At 71.1% G+C, this 15828-nt stretch carries 12 protein-coding genes; 4 read left to right on the top strand and 8 right to left on the bottom strand.

Going from position 1 to position 15828, the window contains the following annotated elements; all coding sequences use genetic code 11:
- Window positions 1-40 precede the first annotated feature (40 nt).
- Window positions 41-1600 carry an alpha-L-arabinofuranosidase B gene (locus tag OHA55_RS32665; RefSeq protein ID WP_266713361.1) on the bottom strand — a complete coding sequence of 520 codons (1560 nt, stop codon included), beginning with the start codon at window positions 1598-1600 and terminating at the stop codon, window positions 41-43.
- Window positions 1601-2503: 903 nt separating this feature from the next.
- On the bottom strand, window positions 2504-3184 hold the full coding sequence (locus tag OHA55_RS32660; RefSeq protein WP_266713359.1) for an HAD family phosphatase: 681 nt from the start codon (window positions 3182-3184) through the stop codon (window positions 2504-2506).
- Window positions 3185-3527: 343 nt separating this feature from the next.
- Between OHA55_RS32660 and OHA55_RS32655 the strand changes: the two genes are divergently transcribed.
- Entirely contained in the window at window positions 3528-3911 is a 384-nt protein-coding gene (locus OHA55_RS32655; RefSeq protein WP_266713357.1) for a hypothetical protein, read from the top strand.
- A gap of 210 nt (window positions 3912-4121) precedes the next feature.
- Here the strand turns inward: OHA55_RS32655 and OHA55_RS32650 are convergent, their stop codons facing one another.
- Window positions 4122-5348: an MFS transporter gene (locus tag OHA55_RS32650; RefSeq protein WP_266713355.1), complete on the bottom strand. Its 1227-nt coding sequence runs from the start codon at window positions 5346-5348 to the stop codon at window positions 4122-4124.
- A gap of 55 nt (window positions 5349-5403) precedes the next feature.
- On the opposite strand from OHA55_RS32650, the gene OHA55_RS32645 reads away from it, so the two are divergent.
- A complete protein-coding gene (locus tag OHA55_RS32645; protein WP_266713353.1) occupies window positions 5404-5766 on the top strand; it encodes a helix-turn-helix domain-containing protein in 363 nt (120 codons plus the stop codon).
- A 147-nt stretch (window positions 5767-5913) separates the two neighbouring features.
- On the opposite strand, the gene OHA55_RS32640 is transcribed toward OHA55_RS32645, so the two are convergent.
- From OHA55_RS32640 to OHA55_RS32630, 3 genes are all read right to left on the bottom strand, one after another.
- Window positions 5914-8289, bottom strand: coding sequence for a GH92 family glycosyl hydrolase (locus tag OHA55_RS32640; protein WP_266713351.1), 2376 nt, complete (start codon window positions 8287-8289; stop codon window positions 5914-5916).
- A 132-nt stretch (window positions 8290-8421) separates the two neighbouring features.
- A complete protein-coding gene (locus OHA55_RS32635; RefSeq protein WP_266713349.1) occupies window positions 8422-9981 on the bottom strand; it encodes a mucoidy inhibitor MuiA family protein in 1560 nt (519 codons plus the stop codon).
- Between the two features lie 8 nt (window positions 9982-9989).
- Window positions 9990-12020 (bottom strand): DUF4139 domain-containing protein, encoded by a 2031-nt coding sequence (locus OHA55_RS32630; RefSeq protein WP_266713347.1) that lies wholly within the window; start codon window positions 12018-12020, stop codon window positions 9990-9992.
- 613 nt (window positions 12021-12633) lie between these two features.
- Between OHA55_RS32630 and OHA55_RS32625 the strand changes: the two genes are divergently transcribed.
- Window positions 12634-13794, top strand: a complete 1161-nt coding sequence (locus OHA55_RS32625) for a MarR family transcriptional regulator (protein ID WP_266713345.1) — start codon at window positions 12634-12636, stop codon at window positions 13792-13794.
- 153 nt (window positions 13795-13947) lie between these two features.
- On the opposite strand, the gene OHA55_RS32620 is transcribed toward OHA55_RS32625, so the two are convergent.
- Complete coding sequence (locus OHA55_RS32620; protein ID WP_266713343.1) at window positions 13948-14235, bottom strand: hypothetical protein; 288 nt, start codon at window positions 14233-14235, stop codon at window positions 13948-13950.
- A 302-nt stretch (window positions 14236-14537) separates the two neighbouring features.
- Complete coding sequence (locus OHA55_RS32615) at window positions 14538-14807, bottom strand: hypothetical protein (protein WP_266713341.1); 270 nt, start codon at window positions 14805-14807, stop codon at window positions 14538-14540.
- A 274-nt stretch (window positions 14808-15081) separates the two neighbouring features.
- Here OHA55_RS32615 and OHA55_RS32610 point away from each other — a divergent pair, with 274 nt between their 5' ends.
- Window positions 15082-15822 (top strand): DUF1684 domain-containing protein, encoded by a 741-nt coding sequence (locus tag OHA55_RS32610; protein ID WP_266713339.1) that lies wholly within the window; start codon window positions 15082-15084, stop codon window positions 15820-15822.
- The last annotated feature ends 6 nt before the right edge of the window (window positions 15823-15828 follow it).

Below are 15828 nucleotides of genomic sequence, written 5' to 3'. Positions count from 1 at the left end.
GGCGGCCGTCCTCCGGGGCGGCCGCCCGCTCCTCACGGGGTCAGGGAGTCCAGGCGGCGACGACCGCCCAGCTCACGTCGTCGGGCCAGAGAGCGGTGGCGTCGAAGGTGTTGGAGCCGCCGTTGGAGGCGACGTATCCGATGTTGGAGAAGTGCCGGATGTAGCGGTCGGCGAAGTTGTAGGAGACCAGCGAGTTGCCCTGGCCGTTCACACCCGCCTGCGAGCAGAAGGTGGCGTCGTTGGCGAAGAGCGCGCTGCCGTCGTTGGCGTGCAGATAGAGCTGGTAGTTCTGGTGCCGCAGATAGCTGCCCGGTGTGTTCTTCGACTCGAAGGAGCGGCAGGCGCTGTTGGCCAGGCCCGGGCGGACGATCCAGGAGGCGTTCGCCTTGTCGGTGGACGAACTGGCGGAACTGACCACCGTGGTGTTGACGTTCGCGCCGGAGTGGCTGAGGTAGCTGGTGGTGCAGCAGGAGGTGGTCGCCCGGAGCGAGACCGAGGAGCCGCTGTTGAGGGCGGTTCCGCCGCCCGATCCCTGGGTGTAGCCGGCGGCGACGATGTTGGCCTGGACGGCGTTCTCGGTCGCGTCGGTCGGGTAGCCGGAGGTCATGACGCCCTCGTAGAAGGTGCCGGCGGCGCTCACGCTGTTGTCGCCGCCGATGCCGAGGATGATCGCGCCCTCCTTCTTCATCGGGTTGTAGCCGGAGGCGTTCGGCCGGACCCCGTTGTAGTAGGTGGAGAGCGAACCGGACTGGGCGTTGCCGGCGCGGATGGACCAGTGGTTCGGCTCGCCCTTGACGATCGAGGTCAGGAACCGGTGGGTGACCGTGGGGTCGCCCGCGTTGTTGCCGGTGTTGACGCCGGAGAACAGCCCGTTCTCCAGATCGGCCATCACCCAGGGGCCGTTGCCCGCACCGGAGCCCCAGCCCCGGCTGTTGCCGAAGTAGATGGCCTCCATGGTGCCGTTGCCGTTGTCGCGGCTGTTGGTCTCCGCGTTGCCGTAGTCGAAGCAGCAGCCGTCGTTGTAGTGCGTGCCGTCGAGGATCGCGTACATGCCCTCGGGCTGGTCACCGGTCGCGATGCCGTTCGTCGCGTTGTTGCGGTAACCGGTACCCGGCGAGACGAAGACACCGTAGGCGCGGTTGCCGTTGAGGCTGACCGGCGCCATCGTCGCGTTGGCGAGCTTGTCGTAGCCGCCCGAGGCCGGGCCGTTGAACCCACCGGGGGGTGCCTGGGTGAGGCGGTTGTTGCGGCCGGTCTGGTCGTAGATGATCGTGATGACGCAACTGGTACCCGCACAGAAGGAGTCCTGTGCGGCCGCGTTGGCGTACCCCCCGGCGCTGAGAACCCCGATGTCGCGGGTGGTGCTGTCCGAGGCCCTGCGTACCTGGTACAACGCCCCGTTGTACGAGCCGTACAGGGCGCGGGTGGTGCTGTGCGCGGCGACGCACGGGGTGCCGCCGGCGGCGTACAGGTCGCAGGGCTGGGACGTCGCGGCCTGGGAGACCGAGGTCCCCGTCAGGGTGCCGGCGACGAGCACGCCGACCAGGGCCGCCGTCAGCGCGGCTGCGCGGCGGCGGAAGGCGGACCGGAGTCCTTTCATCACTGTCCTCGATTCGTTGGTGGGCTGGGGATGTACGCATGCGACGGGCGGACCGGCCCGGGGCGGCTTCGACCGCCTCGGGGCCTGCCCGCACCGCGCGGGGCGGAAGTCCCCCGGTCGCACGGGTGGTGGCGGGGGACGGTACGTGGGCATGCGGGTGCGCGCCGTGGTGCGGCGTTCTGCGGGCGTGCGGGGTGGGGCCGGGCGCACGGGATAGGGCCGGTGCGCGGAGAGGGCAGCACAAAGCTCTGTCGAGGCCGGTGGGGGACGGGCCGAAGCGCGGATCCGGGCCCGGAGCGCGCGCGGCGAGCCGCCGGACGAGTGGGGCGTCCGACGCGTGCGGGGGAGCTGACGGAGCGGGTGCGCGGGTACGGCGATGTGGCCGGGCCGCACGGAAAGCCGGGCAGCGGGGCCGAGCGGCTCTTGCGTTGGTGCAGGTCAGGCCACCGAGCGAAATTGTTAGCGCTAACAATTTTGAGGTGACGTCGGGTGGGGGGAAGGGCGCTTGGGTGGCACAGACGCTAAACCGACGCGGCGGGGCGCGCAAGAGTTTCGTCCAACTCCCGCGAAGTACGCCTGAAAGTAAGGATGTTCGGAGGGGTGGCGGCAGTGCGGCGACGCCCGGATGCCGGCGGAGGCACTGATCTCGATGGTGGTCGTTCGCGGCATACGACTCCTGGCGAGGTGGCCGTGCCGGCGAGGGTGGGGCGGGACCGGAATCGGGACCGAGGTGGGGCAGGGCGTGAGCACACGGAACGGTCTTTGGCCGACTTGCGACTGGACGAACGAGGTCGGGTATGAAGACCCGCGACCTTGCGGCGGTGGACCCCGAGGAGACCGAGGGTCGCCGATCGTCGGTCCGGCCCGTACTCCGGGGGAGCACGGGCCGTCACCGTCGTACGGTCAGAAGAGTTCCAGGACTTCGGTCAGGGACGTGATGGACGGGACCTGCTCCGTCGCCTCCGTCCGGCACAGCGCCCGGCCTTCGTACCCCAGCTCCATCGCCGCGGAGACGAGTTCCGGGAGGTCGTCGACGAACAGGCACTCGGACGGCTCGAGACCGAGTCCGGTGCTCGCGTGGTGGTACATGCGCGGGTCGGGCTTTTCGCACCCGAGCACCGCGGAGATCGCGTACACCTCGAAGTAGTGGTGGATGCCGAGGCCTTCGTGCAGATCGGGCAGGTCCGGCCAGGCGTCCGACACCACGGCCAGCCGCACGCCGCGCCGTCTCAGCTCGGCGAGCGTGTCGAGGACGTCCGGGAACAGTTCGAGCACCACCGAGGGATGCACGTCACGAGAGAGCTGAGCGAGGAGGTCGGGCGTGGGCCGAAGTCCGAGACGGTCGAGCAGCACGCGGTGGTAGTCCTCGTAGCTGGGAGTGCCGGGAGAGTCCTCCAGGAACCGGTCACCGACGGCCATGGCTTCGGCGAAGCGGCCGGGGGTGATCGAGGGGTCGTGCGCCAGAACGTTCTCCTCGAAGTCCGCGCGTGGATTCCACCGGCCGCCGATGGGCCGCATGAGCACACCGCCCGAGTCGAACAGCACCGCCCGGAGGCCCGAGGCGGGTAATGATGAGGTCGTCATCGGCCCAGTCTGGTCAGGCGTGCGGACCATGTCCATCGCGGGTGCGCCCAACCGGACGGCGGGACGCGGCGAGCCGACGACGAGGGTGTGTCGTCCTGCCGCACTCGGGGACTTCAGGGCGCAAGGGCTCGATCCGCGCTCGTGGGGGTGCGGCGAGGTGTCGCACTCTTCTGCCAATGCGGCGAACTCGCCTTGCGGGTCAGCAACGTCGGCCACTCCTGAGTACGGTTCCCGAGGGCGGCGGTGTACGACGGCCGGCGCGTCGGCACGGGCCGGCGCCACGGACATCACCCTCTTCGGAGGCAGGTACACGCCCGGTATCGGGCGCGGGCAGACTACGCACATGCAACTCCCCGCCGAAGCCGTAGCAGGCGCTGTGTTGGTGGAGGTCGTCAGGATCTCCGAACTTCCGACAGTGCGGGGCGCCCCGTACCCCGGCAGGGCGGGCGCCCACTGGATCGGGAGCGAGGCAGCCGGCGCGCTGGCCTTGATCGAGAGCTTGCCCGGCAGTGAGCAGCACCGCTGCGGCTTCTCGCCGGGCTGGAGCGTCCGGGCGTACGCGGACACTCTCGACCTGGCGCTGTTCGAAGCGGCGTTCTGCTTCAGCTGCCATGAGGTCCGCATGCATGGAACCGCCGTGCCACCCGTACTGGCCACGCAGTTCTTCGACGCGGGCGCCCCGCAGGCTCAGGCCCTCCTGGCTCTCTTCCGCGAAGCAGCACCGTAGCCGGTCGGCTCCCGGCACAAGACGTCAACTTGACCCGGCCCTGAAGGACCGGGGTTCGCGTCTCGCGTCGTGCCGTCGAGCTCTGGGTGTGGGGCGAGAAGATCTCTCCGCCGGGCCCTCGGCACGCAGCCGGTGCCCGGCGCCGAGTTCGGGGCGGCCGCGGCGGAGGACCTCTGCCGCGGCCGGGAACTGCGCGTGATGGCAGGCCGGTCAGGTGTCTCCGATGCGGCTCCGCGCCGCCGGCACCACCTTCCCGATCGCAGCGGCGAGCGTGGCTCCGAGGGCGCTGACGCCCACCAGGGTCAACCAGATCGAGGCTGACCCGGAGGACAGCAGTCCGGAGAGCGCGGCCGGAGCGACCGCTCCCGCGACCGTCACGGCGAGCTGGTTGAGGGCCAAGTACCGGCCGCGGAGAGCGTCCGGGGCGCTCTCCGCGGCGACGGTCGAGGTGACGGGGCCGCCGAGGATCTCACCGAGGGTGTAGCTGCCGGCACCGAGTAACACGATTCCGACCGAGAGGGTGAGCGCAGCCACGTGGTCGGCGGCGAGGAACAGGAGGTAGCCCGCCGCGAAACAGGCGTGCCCGGCGACGAGGACGCGGCTGCGGATCCGCCCGCCGAGCCGGCCGACGGCGAAGCTCTGGCCGAATCCGACCATCAGGGCATTGAGCGTGAAAACCGCGCCCGCGGTCCAGCCAGGCAGCCCCAGCACATCCACGGCGTAGACCGGTATCGCGACGTTGAGAGCGAACAAGGATATGGCGAAGCACAGTTGATGTGCGACCAGTGACAGGTACCGCCTGTCCCGGAGCACGCGCTCCCAGCCGCCGGCGGCGGCCTGACCCACCTCGGGACGGACATTCGGCACGGCCCGCGTCAGGGCGAAGGCGGCGAGGTACGACAAGGCGTTGACGACCACGATCGTGGCGTAGGCGTCCTGGGTTCCGATACCGACGGCGACGGCGGAGAGGAGCCCGCCGAGTGCGTAGCCGAGGTTGCGCACCGATCCCAGCAGGCCGAACCACCGCTCGCGTTGGCCGGGCGCGGCCAGCGCCGTGACGGTCACGCCGTAGCAACTGGAGAAGACCGCTCGCCCGGCACTGTTCAGCCAGGCGCAGACGACGATCTGCCACGGCCGGCCCACCACGAGGTACCCCGCGAAGCCGAGCGCCTGGGCCAGGTTGGCCGCCTGCAGTACCGGCTTGGCGCCGTACCGGTCGACCAGTCCTCCGGCCACCGGGCCCGCCGGGAGCGCCAGCAGTCCGGCAGTCGTCAGGGCCGCGCCCACCTGTACCAGGGTCAGCGACGTCGTGGCCAGGAAATACAGCATCGAAACGGGGATGAAGACGCCGGTGCCGAGAGAGTCGATGACGTTCGCCGCGACGAAACGGCGGTGCGGAGCCATCGAGGGACGGGACGTGCGATCGGAAAGGGTCACGACCTGGAAGGTATAGATTCTATACCGGTATATTCAACGCTACCGGGAGCCACTCATGGGCAAGGCGTACAACATCATGGCCGCGACCTGTCCCAGTCGTACCGTTCTGCACCGGATCGGGGCGCGCTGGACGGTGTTCGTCGTCAACGCGCTGGATGACGGTCCGATGCGCTTCACCGGACTCAAGGCGCACATCCGGGGGATCACACCGAAGGCGCTCACCGAGACGCTCCGCGCGATGGAGTACGACGGCCTGATCTCCCGCACGGAGACTCCCGCGCATCCCCCACATGTCGAATACGCCCTCACCGACCTGGGCCGGTCACTGCTGACACCGCTGCGCGCCGTCCGGGAATGGGCCGAGAGCCACGTGCCTGAGATCGAACGCGCCCGCGCACACGCCGACGCGCGAACGTGACGCCGTGCGCCGACCGGGTCAGGGACCGCGCGGGCGCGGGGCACGGTGAGCCTCCCGCCTTCCCGCCCCTTGTCGGCGGCCGGAGTTGTACGTGGCGTGGGGTGCGGCCCTCCCGGTAGGTCCGTGGGAGGGCCGCACCCGGGGCCGTCAGTGCTTGGCGGCCGGGGCGCCCATGGCGGGCGGGGCGGCGTCGACGCCCCAGGTGGTGGGCTTGTCGGAGAGGCCGATCCGGATCGTGCCGGCGTGCAGCAGGTTCTCGTGGGAGAGCCAGCTCTGGCGCAGCTTGCCCTTCGACGTGTTCACGGAGGACACGTACTGGAGCTTCGAGGCGCTCGCGCCCGGGGCTTCGATGCTGATCTTGCGGCCGTGCTCCGGCCGGATCTCGACCTTCTCGAACATCGGCGCGGTGATGACGTAGTTGGCGGAACCGGGCTGGGCCTCGAAGACGCCGGCCATGGCGAAGACGAGCAGCGACGAGGTGGCGCCGAGGTCGTCGTTGCCGGGCATGCCGTACGCGTCATCGGTGAAGAGTGTCCGCATCGCGCGCAGCACGGACGAGGTCTTCCACGGGGAGTCGGTCCAGGTGTACATCCACGGGGTGTGGAAGTCGGGCTCGTTGTTGGGGTTGAAGGCGAAGTTGTTGTGGTAGTCGTACGCCCCGGTCACCCAGCTCTCCTTGGCGGCCTTCGCCGGGTCGGTGAGCACGGTCGGCATGTCGAAGAAGGTGTCGAGACGCTGCTCGGCCTTGTCCTTGCCGCCCATCAGACCGTAGAGGGTCTGCGGGTCCTGCTGGGCCAGCCACTGGTACTGCCAGGCGGTGCCCTCGTGGAAGGCGCCGGACTGTGTGGGGTCGGGGTCGCCGGCGACGGTGCCGTCCGCGTTGCGGGTGACCGGGAAGCCGGTGAACCCCTGCGAGGTCACGTCGTTGTCCCAGAGCGTCGCGAAGTTGTCGCAGCGCGAGGCGAGCGTCGCGGCCTTGTCCCGGTAGCCGAGGCCGCCGGCCATGGTGGACAGCGCGCAGTCGGCGAGCGCGTACTCCAGGGTGGCGGAACCGGCCTGGCGGCTGTCGCCGTACGTGTAACCGGGCAGGTTCTGGTAGGCGACCCAGCCGTTCTGGACGTAGGTCGGGTTGCCGTCACGGCCGCGGAAGATCGACTGGTCCGCGGGGACCTCGTTGGAGTTCTTCCAGAGCGCGTCGAAGAGCTGACGCGAGGTGCTCTTGTCGAGCAGGCCGCGGTTGTAGAGGTCGACGACCCAGGGGGTGATGGGATCGCCGCTCATCACGTTGGTCTCGCCGCCGCCGAGACCCCAGCGCGGCACCCAGCCGCCGTCCTGGTAGATGTGCAGCACGGATTTGGCCATGTCCGTGGCCTTGTCCGGGTTAAGCAGGGCCACCAGCTGGTTCTGCGAGCGGTAGGTGTCCCAGAGCGAGAACATCTGGTAGTACGTGGAGTCCGCGCGGTGCACCTGGTCGTCGAAGCCGCGGTAGCGGTTGTCGACGTCGGAGCCGATCGACGGGTGCAGCAGCGAGTGGTAGAGCGCGCTGTAGTAGGTGCGCTGGTCGGCGGTGGTGCCGCCGGCCACGCGCATCCGGTTCAGCTCGTCCTTCCAGTCGTCGTGGACGCCGGCGCGGGCCTTGTCGAACGACTTCGGCTGCTCGGCCTTGCGGTTGAGGCGTGCGCCGTCGACCGAGGTGTAGGAGAGGCCCACCGACGTGCCGACCTGGTCGCCCTTGGACGGGTCGAAGGACAGCCAGGCGCCGGCGCGCTTGGTGCCGCGCGTCGCTTCGCGGGCGCCCGGGGTCAGCGTGTTGTCGGACCAGGTGCCGAAGGTCGAGAACGTCCGGTCGAACTTGGCGCTGAAGAAGATCCGGTAGCGCTCCTTGCCGGTCTCGCCGCAGAAGTTGCCGCCCTGGAGCCAGCCCTCCACGGTGTCGTCGCCGACCACCTTGATGTCACCGGCGTAGGTGCTGCCGTTGCTCTGACCGGTCTCGATGAGCACGTTCTCCGAGTCCGACCCGGCCGGGAAGGTGTAGCGGTGCTGGCCGGTGCGCTCCGTGGCGGTGAGCTCGGCCTCGATGCCGTTGTCGAGCTTCACGCCGTAGTAGCCGGGCGAGCGCGTCTCGTTGTCGTGGCTGAACTTCGCGCCGTATTGCGCCGGGTCGGACGAGGTGACCGCGCCGGTGGTCGGCATGAACCGGAAGTTGCCCATCGTCTGACAGCCCACGCCCGAGAGGTGCGTGTGGCTGAAACCGAGGATGGTGTCCTGGGCGTAGTCGTACGAGGCGTACTTGTTCAGCTGCGTGTCGGGGCTCAACTGCACCATGCCGAACGGTGCGGAGGCCCCGGGGAAGGTGGTCCCGTCGCCGTTGTTGCCGATCGACGTGTCGACCAGCGTGGTGGGGTCGGCGGCGAACTTCGCTCCCTGGGGCCGGGAGTTCGCGACACCGGAGGTGGCGGAGGCCGCGACCATCGTGGTGGCGATCAACAGGACGCCGCATACGCGTTTCTTCAGCGCTTTCATCGTGTTCCTCTCGTAAGACAACGTTGTCAGAGTCGAGTCCGATGATCTTTGCTGTTCGGGCATGGTCCCGTCAACCCGTCGTCGCGGGGGCATGACCGGCCGGCGCCGACGGGCCGTACCCCTCCACCGGGCTCAGAGGCCGGTGACCTTGGCGCTCGCCGAGACCTCGTACACCAGGGTGACCGTGCGGTGGCCGCCGGGCGGGAGGGAGACGTCCCAGCGGGCGATGCCCTCCGCGTCGACCGCGTCCGGCGCGGGGGAGCAGCCGTCCTCGTGCAGGCGCACTTCGACCGCCGAGACCTCGGAGACCGGTACGCGTTCGCGCAGGACCACCACCCGCTCGCGCCGTTCTCCGGGGGCGGAGAACCGCGACAGACGCAGCCGTACCGTGCGGGTGACCACGGTACGCTGGGTGATGCCGGTGGTGTCCCGGCTCTCCTCCGCCTCACGGACCACGTGGAAGTCGTCGAGGCTGCCGAAGGCGAGCTCGACCGGGCCTCCGGGGGCGGTGAAGCCCAGCGTGCCGCGCCCGGCGAACCCGCTCCCGCGGATCAGATCCACCGGGCCGGCGAGCAGCGCGTGGCCGGAATGGTTGTCGAACCGGGCCACTTGGGTGACCAGCGGGGACAACTCCGGTGAGCAGGCGTACTCGTCGCGCGCGGCGCTGGTGAACGAGGAGAGCGGGATCCTGTGGGCGCGGCCGTCACCGGCCACCGAGACCGGTGCGGGAGACCTCAGCACCCGCGCCTCGCCGCCGTCGTCCACCCCGGGGAGTCCGAGCACCGGGGCGGGGCCGAGCGTCGCGATCTCCTCCTCGCGCAACTCGACCTCGACCGCGCGGCGTTCGGCCGCCGGGCGCTCCATGAGAGTCAGCCGGTCCTCGGCCAGCCGCGGCGGTGCGCCGGCCGAGGCCGAGCGGGCCGTCGACAGGGTCAGCGGTACGTCCGACCAGTCCTCGCCGGTCCGCTGCCAGACCACCGCGTCCGTCTCCAGCGTCAGGGAGCCCCCGTCGAGCACGGCGCGGTAGGCGGGCCGCCACAGCGCGCACGGGGTGAGGTGGGTCAGACGCAGTCCGGCCGGCCCGGCCGCCGCGGCCTCCACGGTGAGCTCGATGTGGCCGACGAGCTCGGCGGGTTCGTCCTCGGTGAGGACCATGACACGCTCGGCTTCGGCCAGTTCGTCGGCCAGCGACGTCAGCCGGGCCTCCACGGAGCGGAGTTGTTCGCCGTACGTGTCGCGTTCCTCGTCCACCCGGTCGAGTTCGCCCGCCCAGCGGAGCTGTTCGGGCTCTCCGGAACCCGCGCCTTCGCCGATGTCCCGCAGCAGATCGGTGGCGAGACGGCCGAGAAGGTCGAGCCGGGCGCGCAGCCGGTCGCGTTGCCGCTCCAGAGGAGGCCGCTCCTCCTCAAGGGCGTGCACGCGGAGGCGCAGGGGCGAATCGTCGTCGAGCGGCCGTGGTCCTCGCGGTGTCCAGGTGCGGACGATCCGTACGTCCAGGACGGTCGAGGGGTGCGGGCCGGTCAGCTCCGCGTGGAGGCTTCGGTCGACGGCGAGCGCGCTGACCGGGCCGAGGCGGAGCCGCTGGACTCCGGCCTCCAGGTCGAGCACGGCGGCACGTTCGACGTGGGCGCGGTCCTCGAGGCAGGTGACGGCGGTGACGGGGAGGGGAAAAGGCATCGGGGCCGTGGGCATGGCGGGTGTCAGCTCCTGCGGTTTCCGCCGACCAGGGCCTTGCCGGTCGGGATGCGGATCTCGTAGCCGCCGTCGAGGGCGGCGGTGGCCCCTGCGGCCAGGTCCAGGCGCCAGACGCGGGTGCCCGGTGCGTGGTGGTCGGGCCCCGCGCCTTCCACGGGGACCGTCCAGCCGGCCCGCTCCTCGATCCGTACGTCCGGATCGGAGGTGACGGGCACCCGCTCGTGGACCTCCACCCGGACGGGCCGCGCGAGCCCGTTGGCCAGTTCCACGCGGACACCGTGGTTGAGCACGGTGGTGTTGCCGCGCAGGCCGGAGGTCGATTCGTGCAGGTTCGTACGCCGGGTGACGCGGACCCCCTCGGCGGGCCCGAGCCCGACCCGGCGGACCGCGCCGGGGGCGAGCGTGGGCAGCGCGGCGGTCAGCAGGAACTCGTCGTCGACGGTGACCTCCACCGGCCCGGCCAGCAGCGCCTGGTCGGTGGCGTTGGAGAGCACGAGCGTCGCGTAGACGGTCTGCTCCACGGACGGCACACAGAGGTACTCGGCACGCAGACCGACCGGGATCTCGCCGACGGTGACGGTGTGCCAGGTGCCGTCGGACGGTACGTCGGCCCGAGCGGCGGCGTCGTAGCGGTGGTCGAAGGAGCCCGCCGAGGTCCGGGGCCGTACCGCGTGCCCGGGCAGCGGCAGCGCGGCCACCGCTTCGGCGCGGCGGCGGTGTTCGGCCACCACCGGGTCGAACGGGGCGTCGGCGAAGAGCCGGCCGCGGCGACCGCCCTGCTCGTCGTCGGGGCCGGACAGGACGAGGCTCTCGTAGTCGAGCTCGGCGCCGGTCGGCTCGGGCGGTCCGGCCGGCAGCGGCGGGGAAGGCGGCGGTACGGGGGCCGGGGCGCCGCCGGGAGCGGCGGGGGCCGGGGCGGCACCGTAGGACATCGCGACCGGCGCGGAGCCCAGCGGCATGCCGCCAGGGGCCCGGGGGCCGCCGGCGGGGGGCGGACCGCCGTGCCCCGTCCGCGCCCGCGCCTGCTTGGGGGCCGCCGTCGGCGGCGGGGGCGGAGGCGGGAGTGGGGCGGGCGCGGAGCCTGCCGCCGCGGTCGCCCAGCCCGTCGCAGGTGCCGGACGGGGGCCCGCCGCGTCGTAACCGGAGAAGAGACCGGCCAGCCCGGCCGGAGGCTCACGCCACCCGGCAGGCGCGGGTACCGGCTGGCTGCGCCCGATCCGGATCGAGCGGAGCTTCGGGAGATCCGTCCGGCGCCGGAGATCGGCGGTGGCCAGGGCGATGCGTACGCCCGTCCAGTCCTCGCCGGTCCGTTGGGCCACCGAGGCGCGCAGCACCAGGCGCCCGCCGCCGTCGCCCTGCCGGTACGCGAGGCGGTAGGCCGGTACCCATACGGCGCCGGGCACGCCGTACTCCAGCTCCAGCTCCACCTCGCCGGCGCCGTCCACGGTCAGCACCGCGCCGACCGAGGTCTCCACGTGAGCGGACGGGGCGTCGGTGGACGCGCGGGCGAGCCGGTCGGAGGCGACCTCCCACTCGTGCTCGGCCGCCCGCAGGGCCTCCTCCAGCCCCGCGAGGCGGTGGTGCAGTCCCGTCAGGCGCTCGTCGACGAACCCGGCCAGCTCCAGCCACGCGTCGACCGGGGTGCGGCGGTGCGGGTCGTCGCGCTTGCGCGGAGGCGGTACGGGGCGAAGCGCCCCGACCTCTTCGATCCGGCTCAGCATCCGGTCCCGGCGTTCCCGCGCCGCCTCGTACGCGTCCTTCAGCCGTTCGGCCTCGTCCCGCAGGCCCTGCGGCGTCTTCGCGCCGAGCGGTCCGGCCTCGGCCTCCACCCGGGCCTCGGTGACGCGCGGCCCGGACGAACCCCGCACCCGGGCCCGCAGCGAGCCCGGGTCGACGGTGCGGGGAAGACCCGTCACCCGTACCCGGCCGTCGGGCGGCACGGTGCCCCGCGCCAGGCGGCGGCAGACCGCGCCCTGCGCGTACACCACGACCGAGTCGAGGGTCGATTCCCAGCTCCGCGCCGGTCCAGCCGTCATGTGTTCCGCACCCCCGCCGTGTTCATGCCGAGCGCAGCTTACGCCGGGCCTGCCCACGCGTCAGCGGAGATCGGGAAGGAGCGTCCGGAAGCTGCGAGCACGGGCGGCAGTTGGGGCGGGGCTCAGTCTCTGGGCGGCGTAGGGGACGAAGGCGCGCCCGGGCGGTGGGGGAGAGGGCGAGTTCGGGGCTCGGATGGTTTTTGGAGTCGCGTACATGGATCGCTATGCAGAGAAGTCGAGTTCGACCCCGGCGACGGGTCTCGGGTCTCGGGTCTCAGGGTTCGAGCGTCGCTGCCTGTCCCGACTCGCCCTGTCACTCGTTCGGGGAGCCTGGGGAGAGGTTCGGGCCGACGCTTGAGCTTCGGGATTCGGGGGTCGGGATGCGAGGTCCGGGATTCGAGCGGTGTTGTACATCCGGGAGGTTGGTAAGGGGGTTTGGGGAAACCTCCCCTCCCTCCCACCCCGTCACGGCCAGCAAGTATGACTAATGGTGAACGAGTTGCAACGGAGAGTCGCGCCTGCTTACGGTGCCCCCAACGAAACGACCCCGACGCGGTGTTAGAGCACCAGGCCGGGGTCTCACCAAAGATCGAGCTACCCAAAAGGACGATCCGTGGCTACCCAGCACTCTAGCTCTGCCCCGCCCGCCCCCGCAGTATCCCGCCCGTACCGCAAGGCGCACCCTGGTTACGGCAAGCAGTCCGTCTCCGGCCAGGAGCCGCCCCACGCCGCCGACTTCGCCTTCCTGCCGGAACGGGAGCGGTATGTCGCCGGATATGTCGACCACCTGCCGGACGGCGCGGCCATGGACATCAAGTCGCTGGCCAAGGACCTGCCCCTGTACGGCCAGATGGCCATCGGCACCGCTCTGCGCGCGCTCGCCCTGGCCGGGCATCTGCGCCGGGTGCGCTCCCGGTTGGAGGGGGACGGTACGAGCCGGTGGGTGACGCTCACCTTCTGGTCGCGGACCGCCCGCGACAACGAGTGGTGGACCGCCCGCCTCGAAGCGGAAGCCGCCGAACTGGAGCAGGTCCCTGCCGCCGAACCGGTCGTGACCTCGCAGTCTGCCCTGACCTCGCATCCTGTCCTGACCTCGCAGCCAGTCGTGCCTCAGCAGCGCACCCCGCAGCGGGCGTCGGACGGCCGGCCGGAAGCGGACGCTGTTGCCGCCACTCCGGGCCCGAACCCGCCGGAGGTTCAGCCGCAGGAACACCAGGGAGCGGCTGCTGTTGCCCCTCCCCCTCCCCCTGGTGCCACTGAAGGCGCTTCCGGTCCGTCTCCCGCCTATCTCGCCCTGGCCGAACTGGGCCGCCGGGAGCGCCGCTTGACGCTCTCCGCCGCCGACTGCGCGGTTCTGGAGCCGCTCGCCGCCGCCTGGTTCGCACGGGGCGTCAGCGCCGAGTACCTCACCTCGGCGCTCACCGCCGGGCTGCCCGAGCAGGTCGGATCACCCGTGGGGCTCGTACGCCGCCGCCTCACCGACAAGATGCCGCCCCGCCTGCCCGCCGCACCCACCCCGCCGCCGGTCCCGGCTCCGGGAGGCCGCCCCGCCACCCCGGTGCGCGGGCTCCTGGTCGAATGCACCGACTGCGGCCGACCCGGCCGGGCCGAAGCTCTCCCGGACGGCCTCTGCGTCCCCTGTCGGGCTGCGGCCCATCAGGCGTTGGAGCCCGCCGACGCGCAGGCGGCCCCGGAGCCGACCTCTCCGGAGCCGGGCGGGCGCGATGTCGCGGCCCTCGTCGCAGGGCTTCGTAACCTGATGCGCAGCCCCTGAACGGGCCACGTCACCATCCCGGGGACGGTGAGGATCAGCTTGCGGGGAACTCGCCGACGATGTCCTGCGAGAGTCAGCCGCCCAGCAGTTGCGCGGTCTCGGGGAAGCGCCGGGCGTGCCACTCCCAGTGCCGCCGGGTGGTGGGTCTGTGGCTCAGTAGTCCGCGAAGTTCCAGAACATGCCTACCTCGGTGTCGGTGACGACAACGAGCCCGGAGTCCTCCGAGTAGACGCTCGGCGGGCTGTACGAACGGCTCGTCGTCGTGAAATCCAGAGTCCCGCGCAGAGGGCCTGGTTTGTGCACATTGGTGTGGTAGGTGGCCTGGTCTCCGTACCGCAGGTTCTCGGCGCTGTCCCGGTCGATTTCCTGAACGAAGGTGCAGACGTCGTCGAGGAGTCGCTCCAGCGCGGCCTCCCAGGCAGTCCTGCCGACGGGGTTCATTCGACCTCTGGCCTGTCGGTCCCGGGGCGGGTATGGACGTGAGGATGATGCGGGGCGGATCAAGACTGGAAATCGCACTTCGGGACCGTACTGACGTTCTTGACGTCGACCGCTCGCGTGCTGAGCCCGCGGTCCTCCGTGGAGTGCAGGCGTTGTGAGGTACTCCGGGTCACGGATCTCACCCGCTCCCCGGTGACGCGAGGGAGCCCTCACCGATGTGCGTAGATCTCCGGGCGGCCGGGGCCCCAGGGCGATGGGCTTCCCGGCCGCCCGGAGGTCTCGGCCGGCAGGTGTGGCCGGCGTCACGCACTCGCCACGACGGCGCCCAGGATCATGCCGCCCACCAGGCCGACCGCGCTGACCGCGATGGCGATCCCGGCGAGGCGCTCGTGCCGGACGGTCTTGGCGATGATCGCCAGGACCACACCGATCACACCGAAGACGATCGGGAGGAAGAGGAGCGCGATCACGCCCAGCACCATCGCGATGATGCTCAGTACGTTCCCCGCCCCGTTGCGCTGCGGCGTGCCGGGGTACTGCTGTCCGGGCTGGTTGTCGTACTCCGTGGTCATCTTCTCGCTCCTTGGGACGGTCACCCTGGGTGCCGGTCCGGGACGGACCGGCCTGCACATCACGGGTTCCCGCAAGTCCCCTGGCCACACCATGACTTGAGATCCTCCAGTGGTCGAAGGAGCGGAGTGGGAGCTTCCGGTGGCCGGGACGGCCGTCTCGCCATGTGGAGCGAAGGTTTGACATTAGAGGGACTTATGGTCAATAAAGGGGATGCTTTGGCCATGAATTCACGTCCGGTAGTAGAGGGCGATGAGGGCTGCCCCGCCTAGACGAATGAGTACTGCCGTGTCCGACTCCACCCCCGCCCGCCCCACCGTCGACCCGGCGGAGGAGTGGGACGCCTGGCGTGCCGAGCGTCACCGCGCGCTCACGTCCCCCATGGGCAACCTCGCCCTGGTCGAGACCCGCTGGGCGCCGACGGGGGAGACCCCGGACGCGGAGGCCGCCCGCGCGCAGGCGCCGGACACCGTGACCGTCACCGAGGTCCGGCGCACCGACCTGGTCAGCGGCGAGCCCGAGCGGGGCCTGCGGTTCTGGGACGCCGACGCACCCGCCATCCACGACTTCGAGCGGGTCGACACCTTCGCGTACGACCCCGCCCTGGTGCTGGAGGCCACGTACACGCCCGTCCCCGGCGCCCGGCGCGTCGCCTTCGAGCACATCCGGGACAACGGCGGCAGCCGCGACCTGGTCGTCCCGGGCGACATCGCGCTCACCTTCGACGGCCGCGACTACACCCTGAGCGCCTTCGACGACGACGGCACCCTGCTGCTCGTCTTCGGCGACCCGACCAACGGTGACTCCACCTACGGCGCCGGCCGCTTCCTCTTCGTGCGGCGCACCGAGGACGAGAGCCGGGTCGTCCTCGACTTCAACCAGGCCTTCGTGCCGCCCTGCGGGTTCTCCGATCAGTACAACTGTCCGATGCCGCCGCGGCAGAACCGCTTCCACCTGCCCATCGAGGCCGGCGAGAAGCTCCCCGTCTTCCGCGACGGCTCCGACGCGCAGCACTGATCACCG

The sequence above is a fragment of the Streptomyces sp. NBC_00102 genome, from assembly GCF_026343115.1.
Lineage (GTDB): Bacteria > Actinomycetota > Actinomycetes > Streptomycetales > Streptomycetaceae > Streptomyces.
The sequence above is the reverse complement of the archived record's forward strand: the minus strand, read 5'-3'. Positions and strand labels throughout refer to the sequence as shown.

Coding starts and splice junctions, on each gene's coding strand:
- OHA55_RS32665 (WP_266713361.1), bottom strand. CDS start 1,600: ATGAAAGGACTCCGGTCCGCCTTCCGCCGCCGCGCAGCCGCGCTGACG.
- OHA55_RS32660 (WP_266713359.1), bottom strand. CDS start 3,184: ATGACGACCTCATCATTACCCGCCTCGGGCCTCCGGGCGGTGCTGTTC.
- OHA55_RS32655 (WP_266713357.1), top strand. CDS start 3,528: ATGCAACTCCCCGCCGAAGCCGTAGCAGGCGCTGTGTTGGTGGAGGTC.
- OHA55_RS32645 (WP_266713353.1), top strand. CDS start 5,404: ATGGGCAAGGCGTACAACATCATGGCCGCGACCTGTCCCAGTCGTACC.
- OHA55_RS32640 (WP_266713351.1), bottom strand. CDS start 8,289: ATGAAAGCGCTGAAGAAACGCGTATGCGGCGTCCTGTTGATCGCCACC.
- OHA55_RS32635 (WP_266713349.1), bottom strand. CDS start 9,981: ATGCCCACGGCCCCGATGCCTTTTCCCCTCCCCGTCACCGCCGTCACC.
- OHA55_RS32630 (WP_266713347.1), bottom strand. CDS start 12,020: ATGACGGCTGGACCGGCGCGGAGCTGGGAATCGACCCTCGACTCGGTC.
- OHA55_RS32620 (WP_266713343.1), bottom strand. CDS start 14,235: ATGAACCCCGTCGGCAGGACTGCCTGGGAGGCCGCGCTGGAGCGACTC.
- OHA55_RS32615 (WP_266713341.1), bottom strand. CDS start 14,807: ATGACCACGGAGTACGACAACCAGCCCGGACAGCAGTACCCCGGCACG.
- OHA55_RS32610 (WP_266713339.1), top strand. CDS start 15,082: ATGAGTACTGCCGTGTCCGACTCCACCCCCGCCCGCCCCACCGTCGAC.